This is a genomic window from Lapidilactobacillus luobeiensis, from assembly GCF_024345205.1.
Classification (GTDB): domain Bacteria; phylum Bacillota; class Bacilli; order Lactobacillales; family Lactobacillaceae; genus Lapidilactobacillus; species Lapidilactobacillus luobeiensis.
Genome location: NZ_BROC01000012.1, coordinates 24,291 through 39,243, shown reverse-complemented (window position 1 = coordinate 39,243; position 14,953 = coordinate 24,291). Strand labels below are relative to the sequence as shown.

Sequence of the window (14,953 nt, the reverse complement as noted above, 5' to 3'; positions counted from 1 at the left end):
TATTTTTTAATACTTTTTAATTCAAAGTGATCATTTAATTTGATTGTTAGACCAAATGAATATTTTTATTTCAGCAATGTCTTTCAACACCGCACCAATATTTATTTTAAAAACCCACTTTGATTTTTTAAAAATCCTGATTATCGCCAATTTAAAAGGAATCGTAAGTTTAAATCTAAGTGAAGGCTAAAAATCAATATAGTTAATAGAGCAGGAAATTATACAATATTATAATTATTAATAAGGCCATATAAATTCTCAGAAATAGATGCTACTATTTATTTGCACACTTGGTACCTGATTTTCATGAGAATGGCGATGAAGCAAATAAGGGCGCCCTCAGCGACGATAAACAAGCTATTATGATCGGCTCATCGGATTGGGACTTAAGGCCTCTTTTTCCGGTCATCATTATGATGATTCTCAGAATTGATGCCCTGATGATTAAAAATTGGCGATTTTCAAAGCTAAAATCAAGATGTTGACCATTGATTTTCAATGCTTGCCATTTATCTGCAATCAAATCTAATAGGTTCCCTATGTTGCAGGTAGGTCGTTTGCGCAAATATCCGGAATACTAGAAAATATGCGTTGGAACCAACTAAAAAACTACTCAAAGCAGTCGTCATGGCTGCTTGAGTAGTTTTTTGATGTGGCTGATCCAACTGAATTTCCTTGACCTACAAGATCAGAGCGTGTTGCTGCCGATGTGTTGATCGCATTGAATTCTTCTATAAGAAGTGTTCGAGGACGATCAAGCCCACCGTTAAAACTCCTGAGGCGGCTAAGATCACTGTATCGGTTGGCCGCCATTTCAAAATCCGGTAACGACTGCGCCCCTCGCCGTCACGGTAACCGCGAGAAATCATCGCCGTGGTAAGATCAGAGGCAATATCAATACTGCTCATCATCAAAGGTATCAGCAATGGCAATAACGCCTTAGCTCGTTTGATCAACCCACCATTGTTGAAATCAACACCGCGAGCGCGTTGGGCATTCATGATCTTAGTGGTCTCATCCATCAGTTTAGGCACAAAACGCAACGCGATCGAGAGCATCAAGGCAACTTCATTAACAGGAAACTTGACCACTTTTAACGGTTTCATCAAATATTCCAGTCCATCTGCGATCTCCAGGGGTTGTGTCGTCAAAGTCAATAAAGTCGACATGAAAATGATCAACAGGAACCGAACTGCAATGTAAGCAGCATTGATCAGACCTTCTTGGCTGATCGACAAGATCCCCCATTGCCAATAAACATGCTGCCCGCTGGTGAAAAAGAGTTGCAAGCCCACGGTGAAAATGATCAACACTAGCATCGGTCGTAACCCACGGAGAAAGAAGCGTAGGGAGATTCCTGAAGCCCAAACGCTGGCAATTACGACTAAACCTAGCAACAGATAACTGGGCCAATGCTGGGCAATAAAAATCAAAATAATAAATAGAATATTAAGAATCAATTTAAGCCGAGGATCCAAACGATGCACAAAGGAATCCCCGGGGTAATAACGTCCCAGAATCAGTTTATCCATCCACTGGCACCCGCCTTAACTGTGGTGTCAATTGAGCCAATAATTCTGGGACAGTCAGTGGTAAGCTCGTAAACTTAAACCCTTGCTGCCGCAAACGTGCCACCAACTGACCAGTGCTGGGCAATTCCAGATTATGCGCCTGCAACCAAAGCGGATCGGCAAAGATCTCCCGAGGACTGCCGACTTTCAAGGGATGACCTTGTTCCATAACAACGACTTGATCTGCATAGCGGACCACATCATCCATTTGATGGGTAACCAGGATCACGGTCAAGTGACGCTCCCGCTGGATCTGCGCGAATAATCGCATCATTTCCTCACGGCCAACCGGATCCAACCCCGCCGTCGGCTCATCCAGAACCAGAACTTCTGGTTCCATCGCCAAAACCCCGGCGATCGCCACTCGACGCATTTGACCGCCGGAAAGATCAAAGGGCATTTTTTCCTCTAACTCAGGGCCAATACCGACGAGTCGTAGTGCTTGCTGTGCGATCGCCGTTGCTTCAGCCGGCGTTTTTCCAAAGTTTTTCGGCGCGAAGGCCACGTCTTTCAGAACAGTTTCTTCAAATAATTGACTTTCAGGGAACTGAAAAACCAACCCCACCTGACGTCGCAGATCATGCAAAGCCTTATTCTTGGTCAGTGGCGTGATCACTTGTTGACCAACGATCACTTGACCGGCGGTTGGGATCAGCAACCCATTGAGATGCTGGACCAACGTGGATTTCCCGCTCCCGGTCTGACCAATGATCGCATTATAGCTCCCGCTGGCAAAATGCAGCGTGACATCCCGTAATCCCTGAGTTGCCATTGGCGAATTTGCCTGATAGGTATAGCTTACTTGTTTAAATGTAATGTCCATAATTCGCTGACCAACTGCTCCTCACTTAAGTATTGATCTGACAATGGTACGCCTTGCTTCACTAATCCTGTTCGTACTTGTTCACTCAAGGGCACAGTCAATCCATGCCGACGCAATAACGCCCCTTCATTGAAAATCGTTGCCGGTGGTCCTTGTTGGATCAGGCGGCCATCATCCATTAAAATCACTTGATCGGCCAAAGCTGCCTCATCAATGTCATGGGTAATCGAAATGATCGTGAAATTTCCAGCCGCCTGTAACTGAGTCATCAAGCTGACCACGTCTTGTCGTCCCTGTGGATCCAGCATACTAGTCGCCTCATCCAGAATGATCACTTCCGGTTGTTGCGCCAAAACGCCAGCTAAAGCCACCCGTTGCTTCTGCCCGCCAGAAAGACGAGCAGGCTCATGAGCGGCATACTCACTCATGCGTACCTGAGCCAAAGCCGCGGCCACTCGGGGAACCATTTCCGCCCGTGGGACACCATTATTTTCCATCCCAAACGCAACATCGTCTGCGACAGTGGCGCCAACGAATTGATTGTCCGGACTTTGAAAAACCACCCCGATTTTCCGACGGATCGCCCAAACTGAATCCTCATCTAACAAGGTCCCATTGAAAAAGACTTGGCCCTGTTGTGGTTCGATCAGGCCATTCAAGGTTTTGGCCAAAGTGCTCTTGCCACTACCATTATGACCAACGATCGCGATCCACTGGCCCGCTGCGATCGTCAATGAGACGTCGTTCAGCGCTGGGACACTGCTATTATTGTATGTGTAAGTCAAATGTTCTAACCGAATCAGCGGTTCCACGGCCGCACCCCCAATTAATCATTGATAACATTCTACCATATTCCACCAAGAGGCGTGGTCCTGAGCCGTCAAAAAAATCAAGTCGCCGATAAAATTATCAGAGCAAGACGGGTGACCCTTTAAAACAAATCTAAAAGTCTACCCTATTCTGGTCTTTTATTCGCTGGCAGCGTCAGCAAGGCCTACACTCAATAACCGACGCACTCATTTTCAGTCAAAAGCTTGTATTTTTTTTGCTGGGTCTATACAATTGAAACCAAGATCTTCATAATGATCCTGCGTCGGCTGATCCCACTGCTCAACCTAATTTTGGAAGAAAAGGAAGTCTTTATGATCAAACATTTTCTGGCAAGGCTTGCGCCCCAAGGTCCAAAGAACTACTTCTGGCGTTCGCTGATGTCCTTTATCGGGGTGACGATCCAAGCGATCGGTGCAACGCTGCTCTTGATCGCTGATCTGGGAATGGATCCTTATTCAGCAACCAATGTTGGTCTGGCCAAACTATTTCAGATCAGCTTGGGTACCTATCAATTGAGTGTCAATTTCGTTATTCTGATTTTTGTTTTTATTATGGCGCGAAAATTGATCGGCACTGGAACGATCTTCAATATGGTATTGATCGGCTATTACATTCAACTCTTCAATTGGCTATATAAATTGATTTTGCCGGGACCAACAACGCTCATCACCAAAATCCTTGTCGCGGTGATTGGGCTTTTGATCTTCACTTTTGGGGTTGCCGCTTATATCACTGCTGACACAGGTGTGGCTCCTTACGACGCCATAACGCCGATCCTGGTCACTTTGACCCATGGTAAGTATAGAATCATTCGGATCACCCAAGACGTGCTCTTCACCCTTGGCGCTTACTTTGTTGGTGGGCCTGTGGGTATCGTCACGATCATTGTCGCCTTTTTCACTGGTCCTTTGATTGTTTTTTGGGATCAACGTCTACAAAGTCTGATCAACTGGATCGATTTGAAAACAGCTCTGCCGATAAATAATAGTAGCTCAGAAGAATATGAATGATTTGGCCCAAATCTTGCTAGCAGAAAACCAAGACCAAAATAAGCGACCGACCCATTTTTCTCTGGGCCGATCGCTTATTTATTTATCAAACTGGTCAACGATCAGTTCGATCTGTGTTATGTACAATAATCATTCATAGGTGGGACAGGCAATGCTGCCCATCTAAGCTAGACTTGGTGGGTCCCCATCATCGTAACGCTCGCGCTCACACCTATGAAATGAAAATTGGCCGAAATTAATCGTGCTTATTTGAAATCGTGAGGTTGATTACACTAATTCAATGATAACCATTGGGGCACCATCGCCACGACGTTGGGTCGTCTTGAGGATGCGAGTGTAACCACCGTTACGATCGGCGTAACGCGGTGCAATATCGCTGAAAAGCTTTTGCAAAGCGGATTGTACAACAACATCGTCGCCTTCTTCATGAACAGAAGCGATCTCGTTGCGGACAAAGGCAGCAGCTTGACGGCGTGCATGCAAATCGCCATGTTTGCCTAAAGTGATCATCTTTTCAACAGAACGACGGATTTCTTTAGCGCGTGTCTCAGTTGTTTCAATACGTTCATTGATCAACAGATCAGTCGTTAAATCGCGTAACATTGCCTTCCGTTGTGAAGATGTTCGGCCTAATTTGCGGTAACTCATAGTCTAACCTCCCTTTAGTGTTAATTAATCGTCTGAGCGTAATGATAGACCAAGATCGATCAACTTAGCTTTGACCTCTTCCAAGGACTTGCGGCCAAGGTTACGAACCTTCATCATATCTGCTTCAGTTTTATTGGTCAATTCTTGGACTGTGTTGATCCCGGCCCGTTTCAAGCAGTTATAAGAACGAACTGACAAGTCGAGTTCTTCGATCGTCATTTCAAGTTTCTTTTCCTTCTGCGTTTCTTCCTTCTCAACCATGATATCTGTATTCTTGGCTTCATCAGACAAGTCCACAAAAATATTTAGGTGATCAGAAAGGATCTTTGCAGCGAGACTAATTGCTTCACGGGGTGAGATCGAACCGTTTGTCCAAACATCCAATGTCAATTTATCAAAGTCATTACGCTTACCAACACGGGTGCTTTCGACCTGATAGTTCACTCTTTCGATCGGTGTGAAAATCGAATCGATTGCAATGACACCAATGGGCATATCGCTAGCCTTGTTCTGATCAGCGGGAATATAGCCACGACCATTTTTGATCGTCATTTGCATGTGTAAATGACCACCCTCAGCGATTTGGCAAATATACTGTTCAGGATTCAAAACATCGATGTCGTCATCGGTCTTGATATCTGCGGCAGTAACTGTCGCTGGGCCATCTACGTCGATCTCCACAACTTTAACATCTTCGGAGTGATTCTTTAATGCTAACTTCTTAATATTCAGAATAATCTGGGTGACATCTTCCATGACCCCATCGATGGTCGAGAACTCATGGAGTACGCCATCAATTTGAATACTTGAGACAGCAGAGCCAGGTAAAGACGACAACAAAATCCGTCTTAAAGAGTTGCCAAGCGTCGTTCCGTAACCACGTTCAAGCGGTTCAATCACAAACTTACCGTAGTTGGTACTTTCATCAACTTTTGTAATGTTTGGCTTTTCAAATTCGATCATTCAATCTTTACCCCTTTCGAAACGTGTGTGTCTAAGTGAACGCGTCGATACATCTTAGAAATCAGCGACACTAAACACGACGACGCTTTGGAGGACGGGAACCGTTATGCGGTACCGGAGTAACATCGCGGATAGCACTGATTTCCAAACCAGTTGCTTGCAATGAACGGATCGCAGCTTCACGACCTGAACCAGGGCCTTTGACTGCAACTTCAACAGCCTTCATGCCATGCTCCATTGCTTCTTTAGCAGCGGATTCAGCAGCCATTTGTGCAGCAAACGGGGTTGATTTCCGGCTACCCTTAAAGCCAAGAGCACCAGCTGATGACCAAGAAATTGCGTTACCTTGGGGATCAGTGATCATAACTAATGTATTGTTAAAAGTGGAGTGGATATGAGCAACGCCACTTTCGATATTCTTTCTGACGCGGCGTTTCCGACTTCCTTTACGAACTGCCATGTGTTTACCTCCTTATCCTAATTATTTCTTCTTACCGGCGATTGAGATCTTTGGACCTTTCCGAGTCCGCGCGTTGTTCTTGGTATTTTGACCACGCGTTGGTAAACCACGGCGGTGACGAATGCCACGGTATGAACCGATATCTTGCAAACGTTTGATATCACGAGTTACTTCACGGCGAAGATCACCTTCAACTCGAACTTTATCAACTTCTGCACGGATCTTGTCTTCTTGATCTGGTGTTAAGTCTTTTGAACGAACGTCTTCAGACACACCAGCGTCTTTACAAATCTTTTGAGCAGTCGTATTGCCGATCCCATAAATATAGGTTAAAGCAATGACGATGCGCTTTTCACGAGGTAAGTCAACACCTGCGATACGAGCCATCTATTACACCTCCTATTAGCCTTGACGTTGTTTATGCTTTGGGTTTGCTGAGCAAATGACCATGACACGGCCCTTGCGCTTGATAATCTTGCAATGTTCACACATTGGTTTTACTGATGGTCTAACTTTCATTTCTAATTTAAGCCTCCCGAAAATACGATATCTTTAACGATACCGATAAGTAATACGGCCTTTGGTGAGATCGTATGGTGATAATTCGACGGTAACTTTATCGCCAGGAAGTATACGAATATAATGCATCCTGATCTTACCAGAAACATGCGCCAACACGGTATGACCGTTCTCTAATTCGACTTTGAACATCGCATTGGGAAGGGTGTCGACAATCGTTCCTTCGATTTCGATTACGTCATCTTTTGCCAAAAAAATTTTCCTCCTAATTGGTTAACACGTGGATACATAAAAACAGTGAGAGCAACCGCACTCACTTGACATGACACCGCCCTAGTTTATCACAAAGGAGTTGTTCTGCCAAGCCTTCAGCTTTACTTTATACCACTGAACCAAGAGTTAATTTAATTTCGACAAAATTGCTTTAATTTCATCAAAAACCTGATCGATATCTTGTTCACCATTGACGGTATAAAGTAAATTCTTACCGCGGTAAAAATCAAGTAACGGTGTATTCATTTTGATATTAACGGCTAAACGGTTTTTGACCGTCTCGGGCTTATCATCTTCACGTTGATAAAAGTCGTGGCCGCCGCACCGATCACAAGTTCCAGCTACCTTAGGTGGGTTATACAACTTATGATAAGTTGCCCCACAAGTCCGGCAGATGAAACGACCAGAAAGACGATCAACCAATACTTTAGGATCAACCGCGATATTGATCACCGCATCCACTGGCTTAGCCAAGTCAGCGGCGATCTGATCTAATGCTTCAGCTTGTTCGATCGTTCGCGGAAAACCATCTAACATATAACCGATATTAGTATCGGGCTTCTGCAAACGTTCTTTAACGATCGCGTTGGTCACTTCATCAGGAACCAAGTCGCCATTGTCAATAAACTTCTTTGCCTCTAAACCGATCGCAGTCTCCGCTGCCATTGCCTCACGAAACATATCTCCAGTAGAGATATGAGCCAAGTGATATCGATCAACGATTCGTTCTGCTTGAGTGCCTTTACCAGCACCGGGCAGCCCCATTAAAATCAAATTCAATTTTCCAGCCTCCAGTTACCGAATAAATCCGATATATTGACGTTTCATCATCAAACCATCTAATTGACGAGCTGTTTCCAGCGCGACCCCAACGACGATCAATAAACTAGTACCACCCAATCCAATGGATTGTGGTAAGCCCCAGATGTTTGTCGCCAACTGTGGTAACAACGCGATCAAGCCCAAGAAAATCGAGCCGACTGTGGATAAACGCATCAATAAGCCTGAGAAATACTTCTCTGTTTCTTTACCTGGCCAAACACTAGGAATATAGGCGCCTTGCTTTTGCAAGTTTTCCGCCAACTTCTCAGGATTGACCTGGACAAAGGCATAGAAGAACGTGAATAGAACGATCAAAACGGTATAGATCAGTGCGCCGACTGTTGTCTGCATACTGAAGATGTTGCTGAGTACTTGATACCAGCCTTCATCACCATGATTCGCTTGGAAGATCATCAAGATCGTCGATGGCGTGATAATAAAGGAGCTGGCAAAAATAACAGGGATAACACCAGAAACGTTGACTTTCAATGGTAAGTAGCTTTCACTGCCGCCACCAGTCGCACGTCGGGTATATTGGATCGGAACCTTACGATTAGCTTGTTGAACATAAGTCACCCAATAAACGATGAACAAGATCACAACAAGCAAGAGAACCAAGATGCCAATGCCTTTCCAAAGATCCGCAGCGGAAGCATCCAAATTATTGATGATATTCTCTTCAAATAATGAATAGATTCCACTCGGTAAGCGAGCAATGATCCCGGCAAAGATGATCATGGAGACCCCATTGCCGATTCCTTTATCCGTGATCTGCTCGCCAAGCCAAGTCAGTAGCATCGTGCCACCGGTTAGGATGATCCCCAGAACAACGAAGGTTTGCGGTGTCGAATCTTTGATCAGGCCATAATTACTTAAGTAGTTAAAGCCAGCCGTGATCCCGATCGACTGAACAAAAGCAAGCACGATCGTTAAGTAGCGCGTTGCTTGGTTCAGCTTGCGCCGACCAACTTCACCTTGCTTACTCCACTCCACAAACTTTGGAACAATATCCATTTGTAACAACTGAATAACGATTTGAGCGGTAATGAATGGCGAGACACCCATCGAAAACAGTGAGTAGTTAGATAAACCACCACCACTGACGGTATCAAATAAAGGAATCAACCCGCCAGCACTGATTTTCGACAGCGCAGATGCATCAACCCCAGGTACAGTGATCTGAGAGCCAAGACGATAGATCAACAAAATGAACAGCGTGAAGAAAATCTTTTTACGGATTTCCTTGACTTTGAATGCATTCCGCAATGTCGTTAGCATTAGAGCACCTCGATCGAACCACCAGCAGCTTCAACAGCTTCTTTAGCAGCAGCTGAGTACTTAGCAACTTTAACAGAAAGTTTCTTAGTTAATTCGCCAGTTGCTAACAGCTTAACGCCGGCAAGTTCTTTTTTGATCACGCCGGATTTAAGTAACAATTCAGTCGTAACTTCTGTCCCTTCATCAAAACCATTCAAATCATTGAGGTTGATGATAGCATATTCTTTACGATTGATATTCTTGAAGCCACGTTTTGGCATTCTCCGGAACAATGGCATTTGGCCACCTTCGAAACCGATCCGTGTCTTACCGCCTGAACGCGCTAATTGACCTTTTTGGCCACGTCCGGAAGTTTTACCTTGACCTGACGAAGTACCACGGCCAACACGTTTGCGATTGCGACGGGAACCTTCACTAGCTTTTAATTCATGCAAGTTCATGAAGTCTAGCACCTCCTTGTTTGAGTATTGTGATTAATCTTGAACTTCTTCGATCTCAACCAAATGTGAGATCTTAAAGATAGCACCGCGGATCGCAGCGTTATCTGGTTTAACAACAGAACTGCTGATCCGACCTAAGCCTAACTCTTTAACGATTTTCCGTTGAGCAGGTAGGCGATGTGCAGCGCTGTGTACGAGCGTGATTTTAATCTTAGCCATCAACAAAGCCCTCCTAGTTTTGTAAGTCTTGAACAGAAACACCACGAAGACTAGCAACTTGCTCAGCAGTTTGTAGTTGTTTCAAGCCATCCATCGTCGCGCGGATCACGTTGATCGGTGTGTTTGTACCCAATGTCTTAGAAGTGACATCAAGAACGCCACCAAGTTCCATCAAAGCACGAACGGCACCACCAGCAGAAACCCCAGAACCTTCAACGGCTGGTTTCAACAATACGCGGCCTGAACCGAAATGACCGATCACTTCATGAGGGATCGTTGTGCCCACGATTGGAACTTCGATCAAGTTCTTTTTAGCGTCTTCACCGGCTTTGCGGATCGCTTCAGGAACTTCCTGAGCTTTACCAGTACCAAAGCCAACGTGTCCAGCTTTGTCGCCAACGATCACGATTGCAGCAAAGCGCAAACGACGACCACCTTTGACAACTTTAGTAACACGGTTGATCGCAACAACGCGATCTTCTAAATCTAGGTGAGTTGGATCAATAAAAGTCATATGTGTGGTTTTCTCCTTCCTTAGAATTGCAGTCCATTTTCACGAGCTGCTTCAGCTAATGCTTGAACACGGCCATGATAGAGATAACCACCACGGTCAAAGACAACAGCTTTGATGCCTTTATCTTCGGCCCGTTTTGCGATCAACTCGCCAACTTGTTGCGCTTGTTCAACTTTAGTTCCTGTTGCTGTTAACTCTTTATCTTGAGTTGAGGCACTTGCAAGCGTCACACCCGCTACGTCATCAATTAATTGAGCGTAGATGTTTTTGTTAGAACGGAAAATATTCAAGCGTGGGCGCTCTGCAGTACCAGAGATTTTGCCACGGACACGCGTGTGGCGTTTTTGCCGTGTCTTATTCTTGTCTGGTTTCGAAATCACAATGTTCACCTCATAAATTTTTTAAAAACTACTTACCAGTCTTACCTTCCTTACGACGAACGTATTCATCAACATAACGAATACCTTTGCCCTTGTAAGGTTCTGGTGGCCGGATCGCGCGGATCTCAGCTGCCAACTGGCCAACTTTTTGCTTGCTGATACCACTGATATTGATTTCCGTGTTTGACGGAACTTCGATCGTGATACCCTCTGGTGCTTCAAATTCAACTGTATGAGACAAACCAACGCTTAAGCTCAAGGTCTTACCCTTTAACTGTGCACGATAGCCGACCCCGACCAATTGCATTTTCTTGACATAGCCTTCGGTGACCCCGATGACCATGTTGTTGAAGTTAGCACGTGTCGTCCCATGAAGTGCTTTATAGTTATCATTAGGACGGTCGAAAGAAACGATGTTGCCTTCTTCTTTCAAAGTGATTGCTGGATCAAATGTCCGAGTTAATTCGCCTTTAGGACCCTTAACTGTGACTTGATCGCCGTTTTTTGTAACCGTAACGCCTGCAGGCAATTCGACTACTTTATAGCCAATACGACTCATTTAATGAAACACCTCCTAACTTTTGAGAATTACCAAACGTAAGCTAAAACTTCGCCGCCAACGTTTTTGGCACGGGCTTCTTTATCAGTGATAACGCCCTCTGATGTTGAAATGATTGCGATGCCTAAGCCGTTAAGTACCTTAGGAACATCGTCAGCCTTCACGTAACTACGCAAGCCTGGTTTAGAGATACGCTTCAAACCAGAAATGACACGTTGGTGATTTTGACCGTATTTCAAGGTGATCCGGATGATACCTTGTTTGCCGTCTTCGATCACTTCATAATCGCGGATAAAACCTTCGCGCTTCAGAATCTCAGACATGTCTTTCTTAATTTTTGAGGCAGGAACTTCTAAAGATTCGTGACGTACCATGTTGGCGTTACGAATACGTGTTAGATAGTCTGCAATTGGATCAGTCATGACCATTGATTAATTTACCTCCCTTTCCTGTCGTTTTAGGATTACCAGCTTGCTTTTTTCATGCCAGGGATCTGACCTTCATGAGCTAATTCGCGAAGGCAAACACGGCAAAGCTTAAATTTGCGATATACAGAATGTGGACGTCCGCAACGTTCGCAACGTGTGTATTCCTGTGTTGAGAACTTAGCAGGACGGTGATTCTTGACTACTAATGACTTCTTAGCCAAATGTGTGACCTCCTTTATTTAGCAAATGGCATACCAACTTGGGTCAACAATTCGCGTGCTTCTTCGTCAGTATTTGCGGTAGTGACGATGACGATGTCTAACCCACGGACCCGCGCAACTTTATCAAAATCGATTTCCGGGAAAATCAATTGTTCCTTGACACCCAATGTGTAGTTACCACGTCCATCAAATGAACGAGTGCTGACACCATGGAAGTCACGGACACGAGGTAAAGAAACGTTGATCAATTTATCCAAGAAATCATACATCCGTTCGCCCCGCAACGTAACTTTTGCCCCAATGGACATCCCTTCACGTAAACGGAAGCCGGCGATCGATTTCTTAGCTTTAGTGATCAGTGGTTTTTGGCCAGAGATCAAAGTTAATTCTTCAACAGCGTTATCTAGGTTTTTTGAGTTGGTTACTGCGTCACCAACACCCATGTTCAGAACGATTTTTTCGATCTTTGGTACTTGCATGACAGAGCTGTAGTTAAATTTCTCAACCATTGCTGGTGTGATTTCTTTAACGTAGCGTTCTTTTAAGCGATTTGACATTAAGTTGTATCCTCCCTTCTCGTTTACTTGTCGATTTGATTGCCGGATTTCTTAGAGATCCGAACCTTCTTACCATCAACGACTTGATAGCCAACCCGAGTTGGCTCGTCTGTTGAAGGGTCGATCAGCATCACGTTAGAAACATCGATCGCAGCTGCGATTTCCTTAACACCGCCTTGAGGATCAGTGTTAGATGGCTTCGCATGCTTCTTGACAATGTTGACGCCTTCGACAATCACGCGGTTTTGCTTAGTGAGGACTTTAAGGACGTTGCCTTCTTTGCCTTTGTCTTTACCGCTAATAACTTTAACTTTATCACCAGTTTTTACGTGCATCGTTTGATGTGCACCTCCTCATGAACAATTCTCAATTACGACTATAATACTTCCGGTGCTAACGAGATAATCTTCATAAAGTCGTTATCACGAAGTTCACGAGCGACCGGTCCGAAGATACGAGTACCACGAGGGCTCTTATCTGGGTTAATGATCACAGCGGCATTTTCGTCAAAACGAATGTACGAACCATCTGGACGGCGAGCGCCTGAACGAGTCCGGACAATAACTGCCTTGACTACGTCGCCTTTTTTGACAACGCCACCTGGTGTTGCTTGTTTGACCGTGGCAACGATGACATCACCGATATTAGCTGTCTTGCGGTTTGAACCACCAAGAACTTTGATCGTCAAGATTTCACGAGCACCTGAATTATCAGCAACTTTAAGCCGAGTTTCTTGTTGAATCACTATAATTTCCTCCTCTCGTCATTCTTGACGCGCTTTAGATAATAACTGCCTTTTCAACAACTTCTAATAAACGGAAGCGCTTTGAACGAGACAACGGACGAGTTTCCATGATCCGAACAATGTCGCCAACTTTTGCTTCGTTGTTTTCGTCATGTACATAAAATTTCTTCGAATACTTAACACGCTTGCCATAAGTTGGGTGGGTATGATAAGTTTCAACCACGACGGTGATTGTCTTTTCCATTTTATCGGAAACAACGCGACCTTGGTAAACCTTACGATTATTACGATTTTCTTCGCTCAAGTTTTAAATCTCCCTTCCGATTATTTTTCAAGTTCTTGCTGACGAAGAACTGTCTTGATCCGCGCGATATTTTTCCGCACTTGATTCAAGCGAGCGGTGTTTTCCAATTGACCAGTGGCCTGTTGGAAGCGCAAGTTGAACAATTCTTCTTTATATTGCTTTTCTTTATCAAGCATTTCAGCAGTGGTTAACCCTTTAATTTCACTAGCCTTCATTAGCTTCGCCACCTACTTCCTCGCGCTTAACAAACTTAGTCTTGATCGGCAACTTATGAGATGCCAAACGAAGTGCTTCACGCGCAACTTCTTCTGGAACGCCGCCGATCTCAAACAAGATCTTCTCGCGCTTAACGGGTGCTACCCAACCTGCTGGTGCACCTTTCCCAGAACCCATCCGGACACCAACGCCTTTAGCGGTGTACGATTTGTGTGGGAAAATACGGATCCAAACACGGCCGCCACGTTTCATGTAACGGGTCATCGCAATACGAGCAGCTTCGATCTGGCGGTTGGTAATCCAATGTGATTCCACAGCACGCAAGCCATATTCGCCAAAGTTAAGCTCTTTGCCGCCTTTAGCAGCACCGCGCATCTTACCACGGAACTCGCGGCGATGTTTAACACGCTTAGGTACTAACATTGATTATTTTCCTCCTTTCGCAGCTCTCTTATCACCGCGTTGGTCACGACGACCACGACGGTTATTGTTGTTGCGTTTCTTATTGTCATTGCCTGTATCGGCATCACGAACAACTTTTTGTCCTGGTAAGATCTCACCACGGTAGATCCAGGTTTTAACACCTAATTGACCATAAGTTGTGGTTGCTTCTTGCCATGAATAGTCGATATCAGCACGTAATGTATGCAAAGGCACAGTGCCTTCTGTATGCCATTCGACCCGTGACATATCTGCCCCGTTCAAACGACCAGAGATCTGAGTCTTGATACCTTTAGCACCAGCACGCATTGTCCGTTGTGTTGCTTGACGTTGTGCCCGACGGAAAGCCACACGTGCTTCCAATTGAGCAGCGATCGATTCAGCAACTAACTTAGCATCCAAATCTGGTTGCTTGATTTCAACGATGTTGATGTGTACTTGTTTGCCAGTCAAAGCATTCAAAGCTTTACGCAAGTTTTCAACTTCCGCGCCACCTTTACCAATGACCATACCTGGTTTAGCGGTATGAATCGAAACATTCACACGCTTAGCAGAACGTTCGATTTCCACTTGGGAAACCGAGGCATCAGCAAGATTTTTTTCAATGTATTTACGGATGTGCAAGTCTTCGTGCAAGTAAGCAGCGTATTCTTTATCAGCATACCATTTTGCATCCCAGTCACGAATGACGCCAACACGGAATCCAATCGGATTTACTTTTTGACCCACGT

26 protein-coding genes are annotated in these 14,953 nt (G+C 44.8%); 1 reads left to right on the top strand and 25 read right to left on the bottom strand.

Annotated features, from left to right (window positions below; all coding sequences use genetic code 11):
• Positions 1-731: 731 nt before the first annotated feature.
• The 3 genes from OCU21_RS05875 to OCU21_RS05865 are packed head-to-tail and all read right to left on the bottom strand — an operon-like array spanning position 732 to position 3,206.
• Positions 732-1,532 carry an energy-coupling factor transporter transmembrane component T family protein gene (locus tag OCU21_RS05875; protein WP_261806507.1) on the bottom strand — a complete coding sequence of 267 codons (801 nt, stop codon included), beginning with the start codon at positions 1,530-1,532 and terminating at the stop codon, positions 732-734.
• Positions 1,525-2,394 (bottom strand): energy-coupling factor ABC transporter ATP-binding protein, encoded by an 870-nt coding sequence (locus tag OCU21_RS05870; RefSeq protein ID WP_261806506.1) that lies wholly within the window; start codon positions 2,392-2,394, stop codon positions 1,525-1,527. Before OCU21_RS05870 ends, OCU21_RS05875 begins: the two co-directional genes overlap by 8 nt.
• Positions 2,370-3,206, bottom strand: coding sequence for an energy-coupling factor ABC transporter ATP-binding protein (locus OCU21_RS05865; protein WP_261806505.1), 837 nt, complete (start codon positions 3,204-3,206; stop codon positions 2,370-2,372). The genes OCU21_RS05870 and OCU21_RS05865 overlap by 25 nt, the downstream gene beginning before the upstream one ends.
• Positions 3,207-3,536: 330 nt before the next feature.
• Here OCU21_RS05865 and OCU21_RS05860 point away from each other — a divergent pair, with 330 nt between their 5' ends.
• On the top strand, positions 3,537-4,235 hold the full coding sequence (locus OCU21_RS05860; protein ID WP_261806504.1) for a YczE/YyaS/YitT family protein: 699 nt from the start codon (positions 3,537-3,539) through the stop codon (positions 4,233-4,235).
• A 267-nt stretch (positions 4,236-4,502) separates the two neighbouring features.
• On the opposite strand, the gene rplQ is transcribed toward OCU21_RS05860, so the two are convergent.
• The 22 genes from rplQ to rpsC form a co-directional block, all read right to left on the bottom strand.
• A complete protein-coding gene (gene rplQ, locus OCU21_RS05855) occupies positions 4,503-4,883 on the bottom strand; it encodes a 50S ribosomal protein L17 (protein WP_261806503.1) in 381 nt (126 codons plus the stop codon).
• A gap of 24 nt (positions 4,884-4,907) precedes the next feature.
• Positions 4,908-5,846 carry a DNA-directed RNA polymerase subunit alpha gene (locus OCU21_RS05850; protein ID WP_261806502.1) on the bottom strand — a complete coding sequence of 313 codons (939 nt, stop codon included), beginning with the start codon at positions 5,844-5,846 and terminating at the stop codon, positions 4,908-4,910.
• 70 nt (positions 5,847-5,916) lie between these two features.
• Positions 5,917-6,306, bottom strand: coding sequence for a 30S ribosomal protein S11 (gene rpsK, locus OCU21_RS05845; RefSeq protein WP_125600184.1), 390 nt, complete (start codon positions 6,304-6,306; stop codon positions 5,917-5,919).
• Between the two features lie 21 nt (positions 6,307-6,327).
• Positions 6,328-6,693: a 30S ribosomal protein S13 gene (gene rpsM / locus OCU21_RS05840; protein WP_125600182.1), complete on the bottom strand. Its 366-nt coding sequence runs from the start codon at positions 6,691-6,693 to the stop codon at positions 6,328-6,330.
• Between the two features lie 15 nt (positions 6,694-6,708).
• Positions 6,709-6,825 carry a 50S ribosomal protein L36 gene (gene rpmJ, locus OCU21_RS05835; RefSeq protein WP_125600179.1) on the bottom strand — a complete coding sequence of 39 codons (117 nt, stop codon included), beginning with the start codon at positions 6,823-6,825 and terminating at the stop codon, positions 6,709-6,711.
• A 33-nt stretch (positions 6,826-6,858) separates the two neighbouring features.
• Positions 6,859-7,077: a translation initiation factor IF-1 gene (infA, locus tag OCU21_RS05830; RefSeq protein WP_125600176.1), complete on the bottom strand. Its 219-nt coding sequence runs from the start codon at positions 7,075-7,077 to the stop codon at positions 6,859-6,861.
• 147 nt (positions 7,078-7,224) lie between these two features.
• On the bottom strand, positions 7,225-7,878 hold the full coding sequence (locus OCU21_RS05825; protein ID WP_261806501.1) for an adenylate kinase: 654 nt from the start codon (positions 7,876-7,878) through the stop codon (positions 7,225-7,227).
• A gap of 15 nt (positions 7,879-7,893) precedes the next feature.
• Complete coding sequence (secY, locus tag OCU21_RS05820; protein WP_261806500.1) at positions 7,894-9,198, bottom strand: preprotein translocase subunit SecY; 1,305 nt, start codon at positions 9,196-9,198, stop codon at positions 7,894-7,896.
• Positions 9,198-9,638: a 50S ribosomal protein L15 gene (rplO, locus tag OCU21_RS05815; RefSeq protein WP_261806499.1), complete on the bottom strand. Its 441-nt coding sequence runs from the start codon at positions 9,636-9,638 to the stop codon at positions 9,198-9,200. Before rplO ends, secY begins: the two co-directional genes overlap by 1 nt.
• Positions 9,639-9,671: 33 nt before the next feature.
• Complete coding sequence (gene rpmD, locus OCU21_RS05810; protein ID WP_261806498.1) at positions 9,672-9,857, bottom strand: 50S ribosomal protein L30; 186 nt, start codon at positions 9,855-9,857, stop codon at positions 9,672-9,674.
• Positions 9,858-9,870: 13 nt separating this feature from the next.
• Positions 9,871-10,371, bottom strand: coding sequence for a 30S ribosomal protein S5 (gene rpsE / locus OCU21_RS05805; RefSeq protein WP_261806497.1), 501 nt, complete (start codon positions 10,369-10,371; stop codon positions 9,871-9,873).
• 20 nt (positions 10,372-10,391) lie between these two features.
• Entirely contained in the window at positions 10,392-10,760 is a 369-nt protein-coding gene (rplR, locus tag OCU21_RS05800) for a 50S ribosomal protein L18 (protein ID WP_309297201.1), read from the bottom strand.
• A 19-nt stretch (positions 10,761-10,779) separates the two neighbouring features.
• Entirely contained in the window at positions 10,780-11,310 is a 531-nt protein-coding gene (rplF, locus tag OCU21_RS05795) for a 50S ribosomal protein L6 (protein ID WP_261806496.1), read from the bottom strand.
• A 29-nt stretch (positions 11,311-11,339) separates the two neighbouring features.
• Positions 11,340-11,738 (bottom strand): 30S ribosomal protein S8, encoded by a 399-nt coding sequence (rpsH, locus tag OCU21_RS05790; protein WP_261806495.1) that lies wholly within the window; start codon positions 11,736-11,738, stop codon positions 11,340-11,342.
• A gap of 35 nt (positions 11,739-11,773) precedes the next feature.
• Positions 11,774-11,959: a type Z 30S ribosomal protein S14 gene (locus OCU21_RS05785; protein WP_125600150.1), complete on the bottom strand. Its 186-nt coding sequence runs from the start codon at positions 11,957-11,959 to the stop codon at positions 11,774-11,776.
• A 14-nt stretch (positions 11,960-11,973) separates the two neighbouring features.
• Positions 11,974-12,516 carry a 50S ribosomal protein L5 gene (rplE, locus tag OCU21_RS05780; protein ID WP_261806494.1) on the bottom strand — a complete coding sequence of 181 codons (543 nt, stop codon included), beginning with the start codon at positions 12,514-12,516 and terminating at the stop codon, positions 11,974-11,976.
• Positions 12,517-12,539: 23 nt separating this feature from the next.
• Complete coding sequence (gene rplX, locus OCU21_RS05775; protein ID WP_261806493.1) at positions 12,540-12,851, bottom strand: 50S ribosomal protein L24; 312 nt, start codon at positions 12,849-12,851, stop codon at positions 12,540-12,542.
• Positions 12,852-12,892: 41 nt separating this feature from the next.
• The gene (gene rplN, locus OCU21_RS05770) at positions 12,893-13,261 is read right to left on the bottom strand and encodes a 50S ribosomal protein L14 (RefSeq protein ID WP_125600141.1); all 369 of its coding nucleotides are present in this window, start codon (positions 13,259-13,261) and stop codon (positions 12,893-12,895) included.
• A 34-nt stretch (positions 13,262-13,295) separates the two neighbouring features.
• On the bottom strand, positions 13,296-13,565 hold the full coding sequence (gene rpsQ / locus OCU21_RS05765; protein ID WP_125600137.1) for a 30S ribosomal protein S17: 270 nt from the start codon (positions 13,563-13,565) through the stop codon (positions 13,296-13,298).
• A 20-nt stretch (positions 13,566-13,585) separates the two neighbouring features.
• Complete coding sequence (gene rpmC / locus OCU21_RS05760; protein WP_261806492.1) at positions 13,586-13,780, bottom strand: 50S ribosomal protein L29; 195 nt, start codon at positions 13,778-13,780, stop codon at positions 13,586-13,588.
• Positions 13,770-14,204, bottom strand: coding sequence for a 50S ribosomal protein L16 (gene rplP, locus OCU21_RS05755; RefSeq protein ID WP_125600131.1), 435 nt, complete (start codon positions 14,202-14,204; stop codon positions 13,770-13,772). The genes rpmC and rplP overlap by 11 nt, the downstream gene beginning before the upstream one ends.
• Positions 14,205-14,207: 3 nt before the next feature.
• Positions 14,208-14,951 carry a 30S ribosomal protein S3 gene (gene rpsC, locus OCU21_RS05750; protein WP_261806491.1) on the bottom strand — a complete coding sequence of 248 codons (744 nt, stop codon included), beginning with the start codon at positions 14,949-14,951 and terminating at the stop codon, positions 14,208-14,210.
• Positions 14,952-14,953 lie beyond the last annotated feature (2 nt).

What these genes read in the sequence shown, in the direction of transcription:
- rplE (WP_261806494.1), bottom strand. Translation starts at nt 12,516, where the DNA reads ATGTCAAATCGCTTAAAAGAACGCTACGTTAAAGAAATCACACCAGCA.
- rpsH (WP_261806495.1), bottom strand. Translation starts at nt 11,738, where the DNA reads ATGGTCATGACTGATCCAATTGCAGACTATCTAACACGTATTCGTAAC.
- OCU21_RS05850 (WP_261806502.1), bottom strand. Translation starts at nt 5,846, where the DNA reads ATGATCGAATTTGAAAAGCCAAACATTACAAAAGTTGATGAAAGTACC.
- rpsK (WP_125600184.1), bottom strand. Translation starts at nt 6,306, where the DNA reads ATGGCAGTTCGTAAAGGAAGTCGGAAACGCCGCGTCAGAAAGAATATC.
- rplO (WP_261806499.1), bottom strand. Translation starts at nt 9,638, where the DNA reads ATGAACTTGCATGAATTAAAAGCTAGTGAAGGTTCCCGTCGCAATCGC.
- rplQ (WP_261806503.1), bottom strand. Translation starts at nt 4,883, where the DNA reads ATGAGTTACCGCAAATTAGGCCGAACATCTTCACAACGGAAGGCAATG.
- rpmJ (WP_125600179.1), bottom strand. Translation starts at nt 6,825, where the DNA reads ATGAAAGTTAGACCATCAGTAAAACCAATGTGTGAACATTGCAAGATT.
- OCU21_RS05860 (WP_261806504.1), top strand. Translation starts at nt 3,537, where the DNA reads ATGATCAAACATTTTCTGGCAAGGCTTGCGCCCCAAGGTCCAAAGAAC.
- rpmC (WP_261806492.1), bottom strand. Translation starts at nt 13,780, where the DNA reads ATGAAGGCTAGTGAAATTAAAGGGTTAACCACTGCTGAAATGCTTGAT.
- rpsE (WP_261806497.1), bottom strand. Translation starts at nt 10,371, where the DNA reads ATGACTTTTATTGATCCAACTCACCTAGATTTAGAAGATCGCGTTGTT.
- OCU21_RS05870 (WP_261806506.1), bottom strand. Translation starts at nt 2,394, where the DNA reads ATGGACATTACATTTAAACAAGTAAGCTATACCTATCAGGCAAATTCG.
- secY (WP_261806500.1), bottom strand. Translation starts at nt 9,198, where the DNA reads ATGCTAACGACATTGCGGAATGCATTCAAAGTCAAGGAAATCCGTAAA.
- rplX (WP_261806493.1), bottom strand. Translation starts at nt 12,851, where the DNA reads ATGCACGTAAAAACTGGTGATAAAGTTAAAGTTATTAGCGGTAAAGAC.
- rplF (WP_261806496.1), bottom strand. Translation starts at nt 11,310, where the DNA reads ATGAGTCGTATTGGCTATAAAGTAGTCGAATTGCCTGCAGGCGTTACG.
- rpmD (WP_261806498.1), bottom strand. Translation starts at nt 9,857, where the DNA reads ATGGCTAAGATTAAAATCACGCTCGTACACAGCGCTGCACATCGCCTA.
- rpsM (WP_125600182.1), bottom strand. Translation starts at nt 6,693, where the DNA reads ATGGCTCGTATCGCAGGTGTTGACTTACCTCGTGAAAAGCGCATCGTC.
- rplP (WP_125600131.1), bottom strand. Translation starts at nt 14,204, where the DNA reads ATGTTAGTACCTAAGCGTGTTAAACATCGCCGCGAGTTCCGTGGTAAG.
- OCU21_RS05875 (WP_261806507.1), bottom strand. Translation starts at nt 1,532, where the DNA reads ATGGATAAACTGATTCTGGGACGTTATTACCCCGGGGATTCCTTTGTG.